Source organism: Sulfidibacter corallicola, from assembly GCF_017498545.1.
GTDB lineage: Bacteria > Acidobacteriota > Holophagae > Acanthopleuribacterales > Acanthopleuribacteraceae > Sulfidibacter > Sulfidibacter corallicola.
This window is the reverse complement of sequence record NZ_CP071793.1, coordinates 630357-649324: the sequence shown is the minus strand read 5'-3', so window position 1 is coordinate 649324 and position 18968 is coordinate 630357. Positions and strand designations below refer to the sequence as shown.

1 protein-coding gene (only partly in view) is annotated in these 18968 nt (G+C 62.2%); it reads left to right on the top strand.

Translation table 11 applies throughout. The features are described from left to right. Window positions 1-18968, top strand: partial view of an SDR family NAD(P)-dependent oxidoreductase gene (locus J3U87_RS01920; RefSeq protein ID WP_237381333.1) — the 3' portion only. The gene continues 16399 nt to the left of window position 1, outside the view; only the last 18968 of its 35367 coding nucleotides appear in the window; its start codon lies off the left edge, out of view; the stop codon is at window positions 18966-18968.

The following is an 18968-nucleotide window of genomic DNA, read 5'->3' as shown; positions in this document are numbered from 1 at the left end:
AAGCGGATTGGCGGCACAACCTCATCGCTCGAGATCCCGCCACCCTCATTCTGTTGTGCGGACCAAGCGAGCTTACCGAGGAAGGACGTATTTACGATTGTCTTGCCTGGCTGCAGCAGTTGGCCGAATGCTCCGACCGCCCGCGCCATCTGGTTTTGCTTAGCCGCGATTGGGCGGACATCCCCGCTCAACCACCGTCGCCGCAATCGCTCGCGCCGGCAGCCGACGCCGCCCTACCCGGTTTCCTCGGTTCCGTCTGTCGCGAAGTAGGTCACTGGCAATTCAGTCATATCGACTTGGCAAACAACGACATCGCTATCGATTCACCCAGTTGGCGCCGACACCTGATACGGTCGCTCAATCAATACGTGGATCGACCGCTTGCCCTGCGTGCCCAACAGCGTTTTCAGCGCCGTCTACTGCCCCTTGCCATCGGTGACTCGAGTCACACCGGGCTGCGCCGCAACGGTCGCTACTTGATCATTGGCGGAAGCGGCGGCATTGGCCAAGCCTTAGCGCGTCATTTGGCCAAAACCTATGCCGCCCAAGTGGTGTTGACCGGCCGGCGCGCGCCGGATCGCGAGTTGGCATCGCTTCAGGTCAGCCTGAGCGAGCTGGGCGGTTCGGGCGCCTACTTGCAAGCCGACATCGCCGACGCCGAGCAAGCAGCACAGTTGCTACAACGCAGCCAAGCGTGTTTCGGCGCGCTCGACGGCGTCTTCCATTGTGCCATGGTCATGCGCGACCGAGCCCTGAACCGCATGAGTGAAGACGACCTGTCCAGCGCACTCGCCCCCAAGGGTCGCGGCACGTTGCATGTGCTCGAACATTTCGGCGGGTTGCCGCTGGACTTTATCACGGTCTTTTCATCCACCCAATCTTACTCCACCAATCCGGGCCAAGCGAATTACGCCGCCGCCAGCACCTGGCAAGACGCACTGATCCGCAACGCGTCGGGCCGCTGCCGCGCGCCCCTCAAACTGATCAATTGGGGTTTCTGGGGCGAGGTCGGTGCCGCCGCCGATGCACGACACCGAACCTATCTCGCCAAACACGGCGTTTTCGCCATCGACACCGACGAGGGATTTGACCTGCTGACCCGCCTACTCGCGGCCGATCATTCCCATACCGTGGCCATCCGCTGCAGCCAGGCCGTGCTGCACCAACTCGGCGCCCAAATCGGATCACCGGCCCAACCCGCGCCCCCCCGCGCCGTCTCAAATCGCAGCGCGCAACAAATACCAGACGCGGCACAGCCGATCGCCATGCAAGCACGCGCGGTTCAAGCGGACGCGAACCCACCGGCAGGTGAGGGCAGCGCGGACGACCAGCGACACCGCGATCAAATCACCGACCAGTTAATTCGAATCGTCGCCGAGCTGATTCATCGGGACCCAAATCAATTGCACGAAACCTCATCCTTCGAAGACGTGGGGGTCGACTCGTTGCTTTCCGTTGAAACCACCGGCCGCATCAACCGCGAGCTGGGTATCAAATTGCGCGGAACGGATCTTTATAACTACCCAACCGTCGCCGAATTGAGCGAACACATTGCCAAACGCTTTGGCGAGAAACGCACACCGACCACCGCCGATCTCTTGCAACGAACCGCGACCGAGTTCGACAACCTCGAAGTACCGCGCACCGCAGCCGACGAAGCGAACACGCAAAAAGAAACGCGCGGGGCGGCCGACCAAGGTGACAAACCCAACCATTCAGGCAACGAATCCGGGCACGCGCTCGACGACGCGGTGGCGATTATCGGCATGTCGGGACAGTTCCCCAAGGCGCCGGATCTCGACCGCTTTTGGCAACACCTCGAAAGCGGCACAAGCCTCATTGGCGAACCACCGCCTTACCGCTGGATACCGGACCGGCTGCCCAACGAGGAGGTGCGCAACTTTGCGCGTTGGGGCGGCTTTCTCGAAAACGCCCATCTATTCGACCCGTCCTTCTTCAACCTCATGCCACGCGACATGCCGTTCATCGATCCCCAACAGCGATTGTTCTTGATGGAGTCCTGGCGCGCCTTCGAGGATGCGGGTTACGCCGAAAGCGGGCTCAGCGGCAGCCGTTGCGGCGTCTTCGTCGGCTGCGCCAACGGAGATTACAAGTCACGCGTCGGCAGCGAACGCGGAGAGGTACCCCCACCGGCCGCTTTCATGGGGAACGCCAACGCCATTCTCTCGGCCCGCATCGCCTATCACCTCAATCTCAAAGGCCCCTCGCTGGCCGTCGATACCGCCTGTTCTTCATCGTTGGTCGCCCTTCACCTCGCCTGCCAGAGCCTGCGCGAAGGTTCATGCGACATGGCCTTGGCCGGCGGCGTAATGATCATGGCCACCCCCGAATTGATGACGATGGCGGGCGTCGCCGGCATGCTGTCGCCGGAAGGTCGCTGTCGCACTTGGGACGACAACGCGTCCGGCTTCGTCGCCGGCGAAGGTGTCGGCGCGCTCATCCTTAAACCGCTGCGAAAAGCGCAGGCCGACGGCGATCACATTCACGGTGTCATTCGCGGCAGCGGCATCAACCAAGATGGACGCAGCAGCGGCATTACCGCACCCAGCGCCGCCTCGCAAACCGCTCTCGAAATCGAGGTCTACCGCAAGTTTGGCATTGATCCACGCACTATCAGTTATGTGGAGGCCCACGGCACCGGCACCCAGTTAGGCGACCCCATCGAAGTGGCTGCCTTGACCGACGCGTTCCACGAGTTCACCGACGACCGGGGCTTCTGCGCGCTGGGCAGCGTCAAAACCAATATCGGCCACACGCTCACGGCAGCCGGCGTCGCTGGTGTGATCAAGGTACTCTTGGGATTTCGCCATCGCCGTTTGGTCCCATCGCTCCACTTCGAAACCCCCAACCGCCATATCGAGTTCGACGACTCACCTTTCTTCGTCAACACCAAGTCGCAACCCTGGACGGCCCAACAGTCTCCCTTGCGGGCCGCGGTCAGCTCATTCGGATTTAGCGGTACCAATGCCCATGTCGTGCTGGAGCAAGCACCGGCCAACGCGGCCAAACCGCGTCAAACGCGCCCTGTATATCTGATCCCGATTTCCGCCAATAGTAGGCAGGCCTTGAACCACCGAATCTCCGCCCTCAACCGTTGGCTTCAGCGACAGCCCGAAACGGAACTCGGCGATATCGCCCGAGTACTGGGCGAAGGCCGCGTTCATTTGGCATGGCGTCTGGCGCTGACCGTCACCAACAACCAGGAGTTGCAGCGCAAACTGCAACTTTTGGTATCCCAAGGCACGGCGGTCGCCGACTTTGTCGGCGAGCAAAAAATTTCCAAGGTTGCCTTTAGTGCTGCCGAAAAACGCGCGGGCCGCGCGTTGGTTGCAACGCTGGCCCGCGAGAGCGACGACGCGCAGGGTTATGCCGCGGCCCTCGATGAGCTGGCCGCCCGCTATGTCGAAGGCTTCAATCCCGATTGGACCGTCCTCTACGGCGAAAGCGGGTTCCGCCGTGTGCCCTTGCCAACCTATCCCTTCGACCTGCAGCCCTTTTGGTTGGAATCCCCCGACCAAATTGCCGCGCCACCAACGCCGCCAAAGCCGGAACAGCCATCGCCGCCATCAGTTACCCCGACGACAGAAGCGATGGCAGTTTCAGAGCAAGCGGGCGCGGCCAACGTGCAGTGGTTCGCCCGCCGACAAAGCCCGCCGGTGACCGCCCCTGTTTTCGAGCGGCGCAACATCCACCTGCTGGTGTTGTACCGCGATGCGCACGATGCCGAGGCGGTGATCGCGGCATGTCGCCAGTTGGCGGCCCTCCTTTCGACGACCAACGTCCAGATCCAGCCCCATGCCGGTTTTGAAATCCTCGGCCCCGCGCAGGCTCGGGTAGATCTGAACGACAGGGTCGCGGTCGAGGCCCTGATCGCCTGGCTCGCCGGTCTCCAAGCACCCACGCATCTGCTGCAACTCCAGGGTCTAACGGCCGCGTCGGAAGACGATCATCAGGTGCTCGAACAACAGGCGCATCTGCTGCAACCCTGGTTGAAAAAGTTGGCGCGCCCACTGCGTTCGCTTTACGCCTGGTCGCCTGGAAAGGGAAGCGACGGCGCACAGGCGGCCTTGGCCGCGCTGTATCGCTCGCTGCACAATGCTCGAGGGAGTTTTCAACACAGCCACATTGCCATCGAAACCTGGGATAGGAGCCATGCCGCGACGACGGCGATTGCCCGCGAGCTGTTGCCGCAAAACCCTACCGCCCGGCAGCTTCATTTGCACAAGACGCAAACCATCCCGACAGAAACGACCTTGGTGGCGCAACCCATCGATACCCAAGCCAACGACGGTTTCCGCAAGGGCGGCGTCTATTTGATCAGCGGCGGTATGGGCGCACTCGGCCGCCTGCACGCGACCTACTTGGTCGAACGTTACGGGGCGACGGTTGTGCTGTTGGGCAGAAGCGCGCTCGACCAAGAGGGGCGCCGCTTCCTCACCACGCTCAACCAACGCGAGGGTCATGCACGCTACGCCGCGGTCGATGTTTGCGACCGCACTGCCTGCGCCGCCGTGCTCGCCAGTGCCCGCGAGGCGTTCGGGCCATTCGACGGAGTGTTGCACCTGGCCGGAACCATCAACGACCAACCCTTTGACGACAAAGATCCAGCCTATTTTTGCGACCATGCGCTCGGGAAACTTCGCGGTGCCCAAATTCTCGATGAGTTGACCCGCGACGATCACCTCCATCAGTTTGTCCTCTACGGGTCGTTGGCCGCGTGGTTGGGGGATTTCGGTCAAGGCGACTACGCCGTGGCCAACCACTTGCTGCAAAGCTTCGCTGAAAACCGCGCGTCGTTGCGTGGCCAAGGTCTCTGCAAGGGTGCCACCATCGCGTTGCACTGGCCGTTGTGGCGCGGTGGCGGCATGAACGTCGGCGACGACCGCGAATCCGAGTACCTGGCCGCTGTCGGACTCGACTACCTGGAGCCGAATCAAGGATTGGTCTGCCTCGAAGCTGCCGTCGGCGAGGCCAACCGCATGCCTTCCAACGACCAAGCTTTCCAGCGTTGGATTACCGTCGGTGATGCCGAACGCGTCGCCCAACTGTTGGGATCCAAGACCGCACCCGCCAAACCAACCGTGCCTCCGGCAACCCCCGTCGCCGGTACACCGATAGCCGAGTCACGGGCACAACCCACGACGGCGTATCCGGCCAAGGCCCGGCTCAAAGCCGCGCTCATCGAGTCGCTGCGCCGCATCGTCGCCGAAATCACACGGGTCGACGCGAGCCAGATCGACCTCGGCGATCCCTTCGGCGATTTCGGTTTCGATTCGATCAACCTCAAGGAGCTCAGCCAGGCACTCAGCCAAACCTACGGGTTCCGGCTGGAACCGACGCTGTTCTTTGAATATGCCAATCTCGAGGACCTCGGCGAATATCTCCTGACCGCTCATAACGCGTCGGTCGCCGCGGTTCACGGTACGCAGCCGCCCGAACGAGCCGAACGCGTCAACCAAGGGCCACCATCGCCCGACCCAAGCGGCATCGCTCAACTCCAAACCCACACGGCTCCAAGCCATTCACAGGTGACCGCCGCAACCACGAACGCCGTCGCGACGCGCCAGTCGGACAGAAGCCGAGATAGCGAAAATCCCGTCGGCCCCGCCGAACGCCAATCAGTCGGTGCAACGCCCTCGCCAGGGGCGCAGGTTACAGCGGCGGCAACGGCAGCCAAGCGGCACGTCGCCATCGTTGGTTACCATGGCCGCTTTCCCGGTGCCGCCAATCCCAAAATCTTGTGGCAGCGCATGATGGCCGGTGAGGACCTGATCACCGAAGTACCCGGCGGTCGCTGGCAGGAAGAAACCGGCGTTAAGTGGGGCGGCTTTATCGACAACCCGCGCCGCTTCGATGCCAAGTTTTTCAATCTCTCGCCGCGTGAGGTCAAAGTCATGGACCCGCAGCAACGGCTCCTGTTAGAGACGGCCTGGCACACGATCGAACACGCCGGCTACCGGGCTGAAGCTTTGAGCGGCAGCCCTACCGGAGTGTTCATTGGCTGCGAATCGGACGATTATTCGCGCCTGATTCAGGACCGTATCAGCAACGCCCAAGTCAGTACGGGCAACCACGCGGCCGTTCTGGCAAACCGCATTTCCTATTTACTCAATCTGCACGGACCCAGTCAAACCATGAACACCGCATGCTCGTCGAGCGCGGTCGCGATGGTCGCCGCGGTGCGCGCAATCCAGAACGGTGATTGCGAGGCCGCCTTGTGCGGCGGTGTCTCCCTGATTCTTGCGCCGCAGGGCATGACGGCCACCCGACAGATGGGCATTCTGTCGGCCGACGGCCGCTGCAAAACCTTCGATAAGCGCGCCAACGGTTATGTGCGCGGCGAAGGTGTCGCCCTTTTACTGCTCAAACCGTTGGACCAGGCCATGACCGACGGCGATACGATCCACGCCGTGATTCGTGGCTGCGCCGTCAACCACGGCGGACGCGCCCAATCGTTCACGGCACCCAACGCTGCCGCACAAGCCGACCTGGTTCGGCGCGCCTGCACCGATGCCGGGATTTCACCGCACAGCCTGAGTTATGTGGAAACCCATGGTACCGGTACCGAATTGGGCGACCCGGTCGAAGTCAACGGACTCAAGCGCGCCTTTGCCGCGTCGTCGCCCGACGATCAGCCTCGGGCACGTTATTGCGGACTCAGCACGGTCAAAACCTACATCGGTCACCTCGAAGCCGCTTCCGGGGTCGCCGGCGTGGTCAAAGTCCTGCTTTCGCTCGAGCATCGCACCCTACCGGCGACGCTGCACTTCCAGCAAGCCAATCCCTATCTGGGCCTGACGGAAACGGATCATCCGTTTTACGTTGTGACCGAACATACGCCCTGGCAAACACCTGGGGCCGGCCTGCCGCGCCGCGCCGGCGTGAGTTCGTTCGGCTTCGGCGGCACCAATGCCCACCTGATTTTGGAGGAACCACCACAACGATCGGCAAATGGGGAAGCAAAGGGTCCTTGTTTGGTGATGGTGTCGTCACGCGACAGAACGGCGCTACGACGTCTGGTCGAAGAATGGTGCCGTACGTTCGCTGACCCTGCAGCACGGCCACCGCTTCGCGCGGCCGCATTCACCGCCCACCAAGGCCGCGAACCCATGGCTATGCGATTGGCCGTCGTTTGCGATAGCTGGGATCAACTGTTGCATCGACTGCGGTCCTTCCTGGCGGGAGAGCAGGATGTGGCCACCATTTTCGGTCAAGTTGGTGAACCAGACCCATTAACGACCTTGTTGCTCGAAGGTCTCGACGGCGCCGATTTGGTGCGCCGTTGGATTGACGCCGGTGAGTGGACCAAGTTAGCCCGATTCTGGGTGGCCGGCTACGATTTGCCAACCGCCGCGCTTTACCCCGACCGGCCGCACCGCGTGCCACTGCCGCTTTATCCATTCGCCGGCGACGATTATTGGTTCAGCGACAGCGTGACGGCACGCCCCGGCACGCCACCGAGCCGGGCAGCTTCGCCAAGCGAGGTTCAGGCATGCGAAGACCTCCTTTATACCGTCCAATGGCGCCGCCAAACCGTCCCGATTCCAACGCCAACGCCAACGACACCGCGCACGCTTTGTCTCTTCCGAGGTGATCGCGGTGCCAACCGATTGCTCGACGATTGGGTCGCTGGACCAACACAGGTCGAGGTGGTTAACCCGACCGAGTTGGACGCGTCGACGTTGAACGCACGAATCGCCCAATCGGAGCGGTTGGTTTACCTGGCGACGAGCGATGAACCATCGGCCTGTCACGATGAAACCTGTCTTGGCGACCTGGCCCGCATCCTGCGCGCTCGCGCGCGAAACCAGGGCGAAAACCAATCGTGGCAAGTGCTGGCGATCAGCGTCGGCGCCCTGCGACTGCCTGGTGAGCCCGGCACCGCTTCGCCCGCCGGTATTCACGGTTTGATGAATGTGCTGCGCAAGGAGTTCCCGAACTGGCAATTGCGCTGCATCGATATCGACCCAACCCAGACCGAGACACTCGACCCAGCGACGCTGTGGTCGGCGGCCGAACCGGCGGGTGAAAGCCTACTCGCGCTGCGTGGCCGCTGGCGCTATCGGCGCGAATTAGCTCCGATTACTCCTGTCCAAGGCTCGTCGCGCTTGCGCCAAGGTGGACATTATCTGCTCATCGGCGGCTGCGGCGGTATTGGAACGATTGTGGCACAACACCTTGCACAACACTACCGCGCGCACTTGACCTTGGTGGGCCGCCGCACGGAAGACGAAGAAATTCAAGAGCTCAAAACCAAGCTGAAAGAACTCGGCGGCGAGGCCGTTTACCAGCGTCTCGATATTGCCGACCCCGGCCAATTTGAAACCCTGCGACAAACCTTGACCGCCCGACCGCTCAACGGTGTCTTCGTTTCAGTGGCAGCCCTCCACGGTGGTTTGCTGGCCTCGGTCGAACTTGAACCCTGGCTAAACGCCATGCAACCCAAACTGGTCGGAACGCGCCACTTGATCGAAACCTGCGGCGATCTCGAGCTCGATTTCCTTATTTTTTTCTCCTCGGCTCAAGCCTTTGGCGGCAGCATCGGTTCCAGTAACTATGCCGCGGCCTGCGTGGCCGCCGACGCGCTCGCCGACGCCGCGGCAAGTCGGCTGCCCTTCCCCGTGAAAACGCTGAATTGGGGATACTGGGCGGGTATCGGATTGGCCCGCGACAACCGCTACCACGAACATATCTTGGCAAGGGGCATTCGGCCGCTAAACGCGGCGCAGGGTTTAGCCGCCGTCGAGGCCGCCCTGGCGACACCACAGCGTCAAATCATAGCCTTTGCCGCCGAGCCGGCACTGCTGGCCACTTTAGGCTGTCGCGATCAACATCGCGGCTTTCCGGCCATCGCGAGCGTCCTCCCGCAGCCCGACCAGCTCGACAGGTTCCTCGACCGGCCCCGGCTCGACGATGCCGATGTGACCCGTTTCACCCGCGCCCACGAATTGATTCGCGATTTTTCGTTGCAATTACTGTGGTCGCGTTTCCGCCAGGCCGGATTCTTTGCTGGGAGTCACGGGGATTGCACCGTCGCGACGATTGCGGATCAACTTCAGGTTACCGCCAAACACCGTCCGTCGTTTGAAGTTGCAATCCAGCTCTTGCGCGATGCCGGTTACCTCAACAGCGAAGGAAACCATTTACGCGCCGCACCACACACGCAAACCTTGGATATCTGGAACCATGCCGAGCGAATCGACGAGGAAAAGCAACGCGCCCAAAAGAAGAACAGCGGCGCCGCGGCCTGGTTCGATTTGGTGACGGCCGCCGCTGCCGGCCTGTTCGACATCTGGTCGGGACAACGCCAGGCTACCGAAGTCCTGTTTCCCCAAGGTTCGACCCACTTGGTCGAAGGCGTTTACCGCGACAGTGACGCGGCTCATTTTTACAACCGCCTGGTCGCCTGGTCGATTCGCAACGTCGTCGCCGACGCCCTGGAGAGGCAAAACCCGGCCAAACCTTTGGTATTGCTTGAAATCGGGGCCGGCACCGGCGGGACCAGCGCATTGATTCTCGAGGCATTGGCACCGTTTGGCGAACGCGTTCGCTACCACTACACCGATATTGGGCCCAAATTCGTACGACACGGGCAACGACACTTCAGCGCGCGTTTCCCTTTTGTGACATGCGACGTGCTCGATATCTCAAAACCGGTGGCCGAACAGGGTTTCACGCCCGGCTCCTGTGACCTGGTGACGGCCACCAACGTTTTGCACGCAACCCCCGACTTGCGCGCCACGCTGCGCCACTGCAAAACGCTGCTCAAACGCGGCGGATGGCTCATCGTCAACGAAGCGGTGGCGGCGCTGGAATACCTCAGCCTGACGTTCGGCTTGTTCGACGGCTGGTGGCTCTTCAAAGACCGCGAGCTTCGCCTCAAAAACAGCCCCTTGACGGACGTCTCGGGCTGGCAAGACTTGCTCTACGAAGCCGGTTTCGGCGATATGCAGCAGTTGGGTCATCGTGAAGACTTGGCCGGCGCCAATCGCCAGTCGGTCATGATCTCGGCCTCCGACGGTTGGATGTGGTTACCAAACCCATCCGCCGACGAGATCAAAACCGCACCCGTGATGGCAGAAAAAACAAGCGATAACCCCGCCGTGGGATCGGTGCAGGACCCGGCCCAGCCCAGCCAATCCACGCCGCCCGCCCACGTGGCGGCCACCATGCGGCAAGCAGAGGCAACCCGCGACCTTCATCAAACGGAGGATGCGGTTTTGCAGATACTGGCCGAAGTGTTGGAAGTCGCCGCCGCTGAGTTGGACACGGCAACCGCGTTCGCCGACTTTGGTATCGACTCGATTTTAACGATCGAAATTATCGACAAATTGAACAGCCGACTCCAACTGTCGTTGAGCTCGACGGATCTGTTCAATTACAGCGATGTCGCCGAACTGAGCCGCCATATCCTCGCCCGGCACCCACAATTCGGCCAGCCATCGCCAGCGGCAAATGAGACCTGTTCCAGCACTGCCGCCCGTTCTGGTGAGGCCGTTCCCCATCAAACCAGGGCGCCTCAGGGCCTTGCCGGGGCTGCCAAGGCCGAACGACAGGTGAGCGGCGCCACGCCCCTCATCACCACGACACGCCCCGAGCCCATCCCCACACCGGCAAAAACCGATCGTGACATTGCCGTGATCGGTATGGCCGGCCGCTTCCCCGATGCGCCGGACCTCAACCGGTTTTGGCACAATTTGGTCAGTGGTCACGACGCGGTGCGCGTCTGCCGGCGCTGGCCGTTAGACAGCTATTACCATCCCGACCGCACCCTGGTGAATCGCAGCTACAGCAAATGGGCGGCGTTGATCGACGACGTCGCTTGTTTCGATCCCCTGTTTTTCCACATCGCGCCCAAAGAAGCGGAATTGATGGATCCGCAACAACGACTGTTCCTCGAAGAGGCCTGGCACGCATTCGAAAACGGTGGCTACGCACCCGACATGTTGGCGGGCACCAACTGCGGCGTATTTGTCGGTTTCAATTTCGCCGACTACCGCCGTTTGCTCGAACGCAGCGGTCGTCCACTCGCCGCCGGCGGATTCCTCGGCAACAGCGAAGCCATTCTGGCGGCGCGAATCAGTTACCGGCTCAATTTGCGTGGTCCAAGCTTGGCGATCAACACCGGTTGCTCGGCCGGCCTGGTGGCCATTCACCAGGCTTGCGCAAGCTTGTGGTCGGGCACCTGTGAGACGGCCCTGGCCGGCGGCGTGTCGGTCATGTCAACCCCCTCGTTCCTTGTTGAAACCAGCCAAGCCGGCATGCTCTCGCCCAACGGCCGCTGCCGCACCTTCGATGCTTCGGCCGATGGTTTTGTGCCCGGTGAAGGCGTCGGCGCGGTGTGGCTCAAGCCGCTCGAGGCGGCGCAACGAGACGGCAACGTGATCCATGCCGTGATCTGCGCCGGCGGCGTCAACCAAGACGGCAAAACCAACGGGATCACCGCGCCAAGCGCGACGGCCCAAAGTGCGCTGCTGCGTCGTGTCTATCGCCAAGCTGGCATCGATCCCGTCGACATCGGTTTCGTGGAAACCCACGGGACCGGTACCAAGCTTGGAGATCCAATCGAGATTGAAGCGCTTACCGAAGCCTTTAGCGGTGTCACCCAGCCCCAATCGGTCGCGCTGGGCTCGGTCAAAACCAATATCGGTCATACCTTGGCGGCGGCTGGCATCGCCGGTTTCCTCAAAGCAATCCTCTGCTTGAAACACCGCACCCTGGTGCCTTCGCTGCACCTCAACGAGCTCAACCCCTTGATTCCCTTCGACAAGGGTCCCTTCACGGTCCCCACCGAATGCCGTGTTTGGCCCGCCAACCGCCACGGCGGCCATCTTGCGGCGGTCAGCTCGTTCGGTTTTAGCGGAACCAACGCCCACGTGGTTTTGCGTGCACCTCGAGGTGAAGCGGCGGTAAATACCGGCGCGGCTGAATCAAAATCGACCGACATGCGACCTTCGCGGCTGCGGTTATTCTGTTTCTCCGCCCCCGATCGCGAGGGACTGGCACGTTTGCGTCAACAATATGCCGCTTGGTTGGACGAATCGACCGAGCAACTGGAATTGGCTTGTGTCGCCTACACTTTGGCAGTCGGCCGCAATCATTTCGGGGTCCGTTTAGCGGTTTGCGCACGCGATAGGGCCGAGCTAAAAGCGGCCCTGGCTCATGGCGTGGGACAGCAATACCAAGGTCGGCATGAACCGGCGCGGTTCCGTTCCGAACCGGCGCAGGCGGCCCTGGTCGAAATCACCCTCGCCCAACTGAAAGCGGCAAACGACCAACACGACCTTCGCCAAAAAGCTTTGGCGGTTTTGGCCGATCTCTACGTCAAGGGTTACCCACTCGATTGGTCCGCCGTCCACGACGAAACCGACCTGCGCCGTGTCGCTCTGCCAACCTACCCCTTCGCCAAACAACACTATTGGGTTGACGTCGATTTCGGTACGGCGGCCCAATCCCCGGCTGCCACGGCGGATGACGCGCAATGGTTTATCGCGGCCGGCGACCCGGTTGCGGTCGACCATCGCGTCGGTGGTCGGCCGATGCTTCCCGCCGTGGCCTATATCGCCTGGGCGAAGCAGGTGAACACCACAACCAAAGCCTGGCGTCCATTGCATTTGCGCGATGTGGTTTTCCTCAATCCGGCATGGGTGGACGAGCACGGTTCAACCCTGATCCAGCGAAATTCGACGGGTGCGAACGGTACACAAAACCTGAGCTTCTGTTTCGCCGACAATCCCGAACGACCCCTGTGCCAAGCAGTGCTCGACAGCAGTATGGAACCGCCAATCAAGGCGCCGATACCTGTCGAAACGATGTCGTCCCCCCCCTGCGACGGCGACCGGATCCGCGCCGACTTCGCAAGCATCGGCGTTGCGTACGGTCCCCTTTACAGTGCACTGCAACAATTGTGGCCCGATGAAGAACAAGCCCTGGCGCGATTGGTGTTTGACCCGACGCAAGCAACCGGGCAGGACCCACGATGCGCGACGGCCTACCAATTCATCGCCTTGGCCGACGCCGCATTGCAAGCCGTCATGGGCCTGCGCTCCCCACGTCGCAACCGCCGGGCCGTGACCCTGGTTCCCTATACCATCGACGCCGTTCACTGGCTGCAACCGCTACCGACCCGCGCCTGGGCTTCGGTCCGTTTACGGGGCGAGCTCTGTTTTGACGTCAGCCTACACGACGACCAGGCGCAACCCTTAGTGTACTTCGAAGGGCTGCACGTGCGGCCGCTGACCAGCGGAACGGAAGACGACGGCGACAACCTCAAACCGGCACAAGTTGCGGCAGCGGTTGCCGCCGATTTACCCCCGGCCCTGGCACCGTCCGAGTTGACCGCAGTCAACGACGCCCTCAATCAATTTGCGGTCGACAGCCTGCGAAGTGTCTTGGCCGAAATGGGATGGACTCTGAAATCCGGCCAGGTGTGGCAACGTCGCCAAATTTTTGCCGAACTGGGCTTGATCCCCCATTTCGAACGGCTGGGCGATGCCTTGCTCGATATGTTGCAACGGGCCGGAACCCTGCAGCAATGCGGCGAAGGTTGGCTGGTGGCCGAAATGCCGCCGGCGTTACCCTTGATGCACCAGGCACAGCGCAAACAAGCACTGGAACGACGCCATCCGATGATCGAACCCCATCTGGCACTGTTGTGGCAATGCCTGTGCGCCTATCCGGCGGTTTTGCGCGGCGAACGCGATGCAGTGGACGTCCTCTTCCCGGACGGCTCGAGTCACTTGGTGGAAGCGATTTATCGAGGCAACCGCGAGGCCGACTTTTTCAACGCGACCATGGCGCGCGGCATTGCCGCCGCCGTTGCCCATCGATCGCCACGACCGCTGCGAATTCTGGAAGTAGGCGCCGGCACCGGCGGCACCAGTGTTTTTGTCCTGGCGGCGTTGGCACCCCATGCCGACCGCATCGAATACGTTTACAGCGATCTTTCGCCCGGCTTCACGCGGGCCGCGGCGGCGCGCTTCGGTAATGATTATCGTTTCGTCCGCTTTTCAAAGCTGGACATTAGCCGCAACCCATTCGAACAAGGTTATGAACCGGCCTCGTTCGACATGGTTTTGGCGACCAACGTCCTGCACGCCACGGCGAACATGGGATCCACCGCCGATCATTTGGCTCAATTGCTCAAAAGCGACGGCTTGCTGTTTATCAACGAGCTGACCGCCCAAGCCGATTTCGCCACACTCACCTACGGCCTGACTGACGGTTGGTGGCTCTACGAAGACGGCGCAAGGCGTTTGCCGTTTTCACCCCTGTTGGACGTTCGCCAATGGCGCGCCCTGTTAGCGGAAGCCGGCTTCACCGACTGTGTCGTCCATGGACCGGGCTGGCGTCCGCTCGCCGATGAAGCCGCGCCGCAAAGCATTTTGATTGCACGTCGCGGCAGCGCACCGTCCCATCCGATGCGCCAAGCACCTGCGCCCGCCGCCGCGGCGCCGCCTCTTCAAAGTGCGACCACCCGCACCGCCCCAAGTCCGGAGCCCGCGCAAGCAACCGAGGCCGGCCTGGCAGCGGCGCTGCGTCGACGCGTTCGCCAGGTGATCTCCGGCGTCCTCAAAGTGCCCGAGCGCCATCTGGACGATGCGACGGCGCTGGAACGCTACGGCGTCGATTCCTTGGTCAGTCTCGATATTGTCAAAGCCTTCGACCGCGAACTCGTACGCCTACCCGCGAATGTTCTGTTCGAGCACGACACCATCGACGCGCTGACGGCTTTCTTCCTGGAACACCACGCATCGGCGCTCCGGGAGCGATTGGGATGCGCGTTGACTGGACAAGCCCACACCGAATCGCCGGCCGTCCCGGTCTCCGAAAAAAAGTGCGATCTAGGCGCGGTCGCCGGTGCCGCGAGCGCGTCCGGCCAGGCCGCACCCACAACCGTGCTTGCCGATGCCAAGCACCAACCAGCGACGGCCAAAGCGCCACATGAACCGATCGCCGTCATCGGCATGGCCGGTCGATATCCCCAAGCCGAGAATCTGGTGCAGTTTTGGAAGCAGTTGCAAGGAGGTTACGAGGCCGTGACGGACATTCCCGCCGACCGCTGGGACAGTCGTCAATACCACAACAGCGAAACAGCCCCATTTGCGCGGCAAGGCTGCTTTATCGAAGGGGTCGCCGAGTTCGATCCCCTGTTTTTCAACCTTTCGCGGGTCGAAGCGCGCGCCCTCGATCCCCAGGAGCGCCTGTTCATGCAAGAGGTATGGCACGCCCTGGAAGATGCCGGTGTGACCCGCGACCAATTGACGGACCGTGGTCAACGGGTGGGTGTGTTCGTCGGTGTCATGAACCGCGATTACGAATGGCTCGGTGCCCAGGATTTGAGCCAGGGTGCCACACCTTCGGCCATTTCGATTCACTCCTCGATTGCCAACCGCGTCTCCCACTTTTTCCGGTTCAACGGACCTTCGCTGGCGGTCGATACTGCCTGTTCGGCGGCACTGACGGCGCTTCACCTGGCCTGCCAAAGCCTGCGCTCCGGCGACTGCGATCTCGCCGTTGCCGGCGGCGTCAACCTGATTCTGCATCCCAGTCATTTCGGCCTGCTCGGCGAAGCTGGCTCGCTTTCCGTCGACGGTCATTCGCGCGCGTTTGGCCGCCACGCCGACGGTTTCGTGTTGGGTGAAGGGATTGGCGCCGTGCTGCTCAAGCCAAGCGACCGCGCACTTGCCGACGGCGACCGAATTCGCGCCGTGATTCGCGCTTCGGCGGTTGCAACAGGCTGCAAGCCCGGCCATTACATGACCCCCGACGCCGCTGCCCAAGCTGACCTCGTCAGCCGTGCCTTGGATCAAGCTGGCATCGAACCCTCCGACATTTCTTATATCGAGGCCCAAGCGACCGGGGCGCCGCTTGGCGACGCCGTCGAATTGGCCGGTTTGACCCGCGCCTACCGGCGCCACGGCGCGCAACCCCGGAACGAGATTCCCATTGGTTCGGTCAAATCGAACATCGGTCATTTGGAATCGGCCTCGGGTCTGGCCGCCCTTAGCAAGGTCGTCCTGATGATGGAACAACGCACCTACGTGCCGACGCTGCACGCCTCCCAACCGTCCGAAGAAGTCGATTTCAAGACAACGCCTTTTCGCCCACAGTTGACGACTGCGCCTTGGCCGGCCCAGCAGCGCGACGGCCGGCCGCAACCACGGCGCGCCGGCATAAGCGCCTTTGGGGCGGGCGGTATGAACGCCCACCTGGTCGTCGAAGAAGCGCCAACCATCCCGGAAAAGGCACCGCGCGGCCCATGGCAATTGTGGGTGCTGTCGGCACCGAACCTCGCCAATTTGCAGCAAACCGCGGCCACCCTCGCCACCACCTTAACCCGCGATCAACCGCCGATCGAGCGGGTGACCTGGACACTTCAAAACGGGCGCGAGCCGTTTGCGGCGCGCATCGCCTTCCTGTGCGACGCATTGGACCAGGCCGCCGTGTGGCTGTCCCTCTTTGCCGAACAGGGTCCCGAAGTCGGATCCCATCGCGCGCACAACCCGATTGGTTATCACTTGTGCGAACCGGAATCGGTCGAACCAGCGCCCCGAATCGAAGACCCGCCGCCAAACGACGCCGATCTCGAAACCTTGCGCCGTTTTTGGTTGTCTGGCCATGCGGTCGATTGGGCGGCTCGCTGGTCACAGCCGGCACAGCCATGCTCACTCCCCGGATTGGTTTTCCGCAAACACCGCTGCTGGTTGGACCATCATTGGACCACAAGTGCCCTGAATTCCCTGCCACCGCACCAGCCGACTAGAACCGCGACGACGGAACCACAAAGTTCCGGCAAAACGCATCGAGCGATCGAAGCACAGCCGCAACCCTCAACGGCCATGGATGCAAGGCAATTCGCGGCCAAAACCGCGCCAGGCAATGGGTCGAGCCGGCTAGAACCAAACAGAGACGACACCGCGGGTTCCGGCATACGGGAAACCGCCGCCACGGAGCCACCGCTGGTCATCCTCGAACCGCGTTGGGAACCTCGACCGTTCCCGCCGCAACCCCATTCTCGAGGACAGACGTTAATCATTTACCCAGCGCGCGCTCAACGGTTGGCCGCGGCTCTGGCCAACCGTCTCGGACCGGACACGGTGACCATCGAGCTTCAGGCGGCGGGCCCACTGGCGCGGCCAACCAGCCGGCCGAATTTTGCCGACCAATCCATCCTCAATTCATCCCTCGATGCGGTCTACTTTCTCGGCGGCCTGAGCGAAGCCGGTCGCGTCGGTTGTCAAACGGCCGACCTCGAAGCAGCCGAACGCAATGGCGTTTATGCCCTGCAGGCTTTGGTCAAAGCCTTGGTGGAACAGGGTCACGACTGCCGGTCACTGCGCCTGGCGGCGGCGACGGCCAACCTCTACGCAATCACGCAGGAGGATCCGGTCGATCCTAAAGCCGGGGCCCTGCCCGGTCTGCTTAAAAGTGTGGCCAAGGAACAAGACAGTTGGCAGGTTGCCTGTCTCGACTTGGAAGCATCCGCGCTTCAAGAACACCCCGAGGAAGCCGCCAAAGCCCTGATCGAAGCGCCCGGCATCGCCAACAACGAGCAGTGGGCCCTGCGCCGGGGACGAAGTTATCGCCAATCACTGCACCCCATCTCGCCAACGAACGCCGCTGCCAATCCTTTTCGCGAGGGCGGTGTCTATCTGATCTTGGGCGGCGCCGGCGGTTTGGGTCTCGCACTGGCGCGGCGTTTGGCCGAACGCTACCGAGCGCATTTGGTGTTGTTGGGTCGCTCTGCCCGCGAACCCGACCGAGACGAAATCTGTCGCGAGTTGGAACGGCTGGGCGGACGCGCAATTTACCTCCAAGCCGACGCCTGTAGCGCCGAACAAATGCACACGGCGGTCACCAGGGCCTGCCGAGCGTTCGGCACGATTCACGGCGTCATCCATTCGGCGCTGGTTCTTGACGACGGCATCGTCGCGGGTTTGGACGCGGCGCAGTTGGGTCGGGTCCTCGATGTCAAGGCACGCGCAACCCTGAACCTCACACAGGCTTTGAGCGACATGCCGCTCGATTTCCTGGCCTTTTTCTCGTCGGCAAATGGGTTCAGCGGCAACCTCGGTCAGGGGAATTACGCCGCCGGCTGCACCTTTAAAGACGCTTTTGCCCATTACCTGCACCGTCATTTGGGACGGCACACCCTGACGCTCAACTGGGGCTACTGGGGCAACACCGGCTCGGTCGCAACGGAAGACCACCGCCGTCGCTTTGCCGAATGGGGCGTCGGTTCAATCGAGGACTCGGAAGGTTTGACCCTGTTCGAAAATTTGCTGGCCGACGGCGTGCACCAAGCGATTGCCATCAAGGCCGAGCCGCGCGCCTTGGCAACACTCGGCCCGATCTCGAACGCGCCCATCGTGACCGCACCCACGGACGGCGCCTCGCCCAACCTCGGAAAGCCCCCGGCGACCCAACCCTTTGCGCCGACCGACGCGACCGCATTATCAACGGAACCGGCAGCCACGGCCGCCGTCGCCTTTGCTGCCGCAAAGCCCCCGTCCCCCGCCGGCAACACCCATTGCCAATCGGAAGACCCGCACGAAACCAAATGGGCACAGGTTGAACAGGAGATTCGCAATTTGGTCGCCGAGTTACTCGAAATAGCGCCCGACGAAATTCGGCCGAACCAGGCGTTTTCGGCCTACGGGCTCGGTTCCATTTTGGGGGTTCGCCTCGTTCGTCGCCTCAATGAGCAAATGGGGCTGCGCCTGAAAACGACGGTTCTTTTTGACCACAGTCACCTTGCCGCTCTGACCGCTTTGATTTGCGCCGAATCGGCGGCAACCGACAAACCCGGCGCGGAGGCCGACGAGGCGCTCAAGACACTGCAACGCCTGGCCCGAGGTGAACTCGATCTCGACCAAGCCATGAAGCTCGAGGCGCGCGCCCGCCAAACCGCCGTCAAGCGCACATCGGCATCCCACTCCCGCTAA